Annotated in this window: 2 protein-coding genes; both read left to right on the top strand. The window is 36.5% G+C overall.

The window, feature by feature from the left end; genetic code table 11:
• Positions 1–245 precede the first annotated feature (245 nt).
• The gene (locus J2Z48_RS15610) at positions 246–1,670 is read left to right on the top strand and encodes a CgeB family protein (RefSeq protein WP_307255000.1); all 1,425 of its coding nucleotides are present in this window, start codon (positions 246–248) and stop codon (positions 1,668–1,670) included.
• Positions 1,671–1,790: 120 nt separating this feature from the next.
• Entirely contained in the window at positions 1,791–3,218 is a 1,428-nt protein-coding gene (locus tag J2Z48_RS15605) for a hypothetical protein (RefSeq protein ID WP_307254999.1), read from the top strand.
• Positions 3,219–3,559 lie beyond the last annotated feature (341 nt).

Raw genomic sequence — 3,559 nt, 5'->3', positions numbered from 1 at the left:
CGACCGTTAAGCCCTCCAGCGCCGATGGTACTTGGACCGCAGGGTCCTGGAAGAGTAGGACGTCGCCAGGCATACATAATAAAACAAAGCATCCAACTTATAGTTGGGTGCTTTGTTTTATTATGTAAAAAACGATAAACATAGGTCCCTATACAAACGCATTTTATGATGCTGAATAAAGTAATGAAAAACAGTTTATTGCTATTGCTCAGTATCAATTTTTTAACTTAATGAGGGGGCTGGAGATGTCTATACGCGTAAAGAGAACTGGATCTTATCGGATTCTAAACACAAACAAAAAATCAATCTCCATTAAAGCTCTTCGCAATTATATTAAACACATAGAACAACAAAACGGACTTTTCGATAAAAATGGAGACCATGTTAGTCGAAACGATTTTATGAAGAGAGTAATAGGTCAAAAAAATCAGGGAATTGCTGCCTATAAGATTGCTATTTCTTTTCGAAAACATGAAGTAAAAGAATATAAATTCCACATCAAGAAGATTGTTCGAGAGATGATGGGTCAGTATGAACAAAAAAATAAGGTTCAAATGGACTGGATCGGGGCTTTCTGTGAGGGAAAACGTCCTTGTTGTAACATTGTAATACGAGGGAGAACTCACGCAGATAAGCCCGTTTCTATAAAAAAGAAGAATATAGAGCAGATGGAATATGATGCTAGACAAGCGAAAAACAGCCTCTATCAAAACAAACGAATCTTGTTTGTAAGTACTGGCATACCTTTTCCGTATTGGCCGATAGAACATTCCATCGCTAAGGCTTTGAATATGATTACCCATCATAGTCTTACTATCAATCAAGGTGATGACATATTACAAGTTGTTCAGGAGTTTAATCCAGACTTGGTTATCGTATTACTCGGTCATAATGGATATCTTGCAGAGAAAATTTCTTTAATCCGTCAATTGGGGGTTAAAACGGCTTTATGGGCTACCGATGATCCATACTTTATAGATATCTCAAAAGAAGTTGCCACCTATTACGATTATGTATTTACTATAGATACAGGTTGTATTGGGTTTTATCGAAGTATAGGATGTCAAAAGGTTTTTCATCTTCCGCTGGCCACAGATCCTGAGGTGTTTCGCCCCATGAATGTAGCCTCTTCCTATTGTTCTGATATCTGTTTTGTTGGATCTTTATATGGGGCACGTCGTATTGCTTTTTTTAATTCCATTTCTTCATATCTTCTTACCAAAAAAGTACTCTTAGTGGGACTATATTGGGATCAAATTCAAAACTACTCTCTATTTCAGGATAAGATCCGACTTGGATGGACACCAGGTGAAGAAGCAGCTCGTTATTACAATGGTGCCAAAATTGTAATCAATCTTCATCGTGAGCATAATGAAAATCAAAATCAATTTCTAGTACCGGCCTTGTCCATCAACAATCGTACATTTGAAGTAGCTAGTTGTGGTTCTTTTCAATTAACCGATATTCGACCTGATTTACATGAATTTTATACACCTGGTTTAGAGATAGAAACATTTGAAAATCCGGATGATTTTATCAATAAAATTGAATACTATTTAAAAAATGAGAACGAAAGAAAGAAAATTGAAATGAATGGCTTAAAGAGAACGTTACAAGAGAATACCTATGAAAAGAGACTCAGGCAGCTATTGGATATATGTTTTTCATGACTCTCCTCATTTGAAGTGCCCTAGCGAATGAGGCAGGGTCTTTTTTTATAAAAGAATGATTACATAGTCTTAAACATAAAAATAGAATGTTTCTAAATAAAATGCGAACGAGGGAGAGAGATGGGTGTTGATTTAACTTTTATTCATTGGCTCTATCTACTTATGGTGATTGTGATTGTTATTAGTATGGTATATCGAAAGGATACAGCTATCATTTGTACAATTGGTATATTTGTTCTAGGTTTAGTGGCCACAGGAGACTTACTACTTGCGACTAGTTCAATCTTTAGCTCGTTTCTTTATACATTTAATCAATTACTAAGCTTGATTTTGGTTATATCTGTGATAGTAGGTATGACCCATGTTCTAAACATCTCAGGTGTAAATAAAATCCTCATTACACCATTTTCAAGGTTAATTCGGAATTACGCTACAGGTTATTGGGTTATCGGTATTACTATCATGGTCTTTTCTTATTTCTTTTGGCCTTCACCTGCTGTTGCTTTATTTGGAGCCTTTTTATTACCAGCTGCCATTCGGGTTGGATTACCACCTATTGCAGTTGCCATCTCTATGAACCTTTTTGGGCACGGAATTGCACTTTCAGGGGACTATTTGATTCAAGGCACACCCAAGCTAACTGCTGAAGCAGCTAATATTCCGATCACTGATGTAATGCTGGCGAGCGTTCCATTAGTGATTGTTATGGGTTTGGTAACCACTTTGGTATCTTTCTATTTGATTAGAAGAGATATGAAAAATGGTTCTATGACATTTACAACAGGTATATCCGATCGATTATATGTAGATGATCTCTTACAAAATGAGGAACCTGGTAAACAGTTGCCGAAAGCGCTCGGAGTAGGATGGTCTATTTGTATTGTGCTCTTGTTTGCATTAAATTTATTTGCTTTAATTTATGCGGACTTACAGGGTGATGAGGCCACTGCTCTTATTTTAGGAACCTCTATTTTTATCCTCATTATCACAAATTTACTTTTTGATCGTAAAAAAGCGTTTACACAAACAACCGAACACTTGGTAAGTGGATTCCAGTTTGCGTTTAAAGTATTTACTCCAGTTATCCCGATTGCATCCTTCTTTTATCTAGGAGGGTCCTTATTTTTAGATATATTTGGAGACGTTTTACCACATGGATCCCAAGGAATTATTAATGATTTTGGAGTAGCAATCTCACAATCAGCTATGGTGACTCCAGAAATGGGAGCCATTCTGATAACAGGGATTGGAATTGTTTCTGGATTGGATGGATCTGGATATTCAGGAATTGCCTTGATTGGTCAACTTTCACACTTATTTGTAGGGAGTATCGAGTGGGGAATTGCGACTCTCAGCTCGTTGGGGCAAGTTGTGGCTATATGGATTGGTGGAGGGACAGTGGTCCCTTGGGCGATATTGCCGGCGGCGGCTATCTGCGGAGTGGATCCGATTGAAGTAGCTAGAAGAAATCTAATTCCTGTTATGATCGGATTGGTGGTTACTACGTTGGTAGCAATGTTGTTAATAAGATTTCCTATTCTTTCTTAGATGAACAATGGAGCCTAGATAAATGAGGGGTACCTAGGCTCCATTGTGCAAAATAAAAAGAACTAAGATGAAATATGAAAAAATATGTTGACGTTTGTATTTTGGACATGTTATATTAATCAACGTTGACATTGCTGATAACAAAAAACACGCAAGATAAACAAACAAGTATAACATGATTAAAATTACTTGTTGACAAAGTAAATCAGTAATGATAAAATAACATAAGTTTTGTAAATATAGAATGTGTTCCTTGAAAACTAAAGAGTGAATGAACCAAGACCTGTTTAATTACTTTAAATTGAGCTTAGCTCAAACTTTCAATGGAGAGTTTGATCCTG

It is taken from the genome of Croceifilum oryzae (assembly GCF_030814315.1).
In the GTDB taxonomy this organism is placed as follows: Bacteria; Bacillota; Bacilli; order Thermoactinomycetales; family Thermoactinomycetaceae; genus Baia; species Baia oryzae.
Note: the sequence above shows the minus strand (reverse complement) of the source record. Positions and strands in the feature narration are given on the sequence as shown.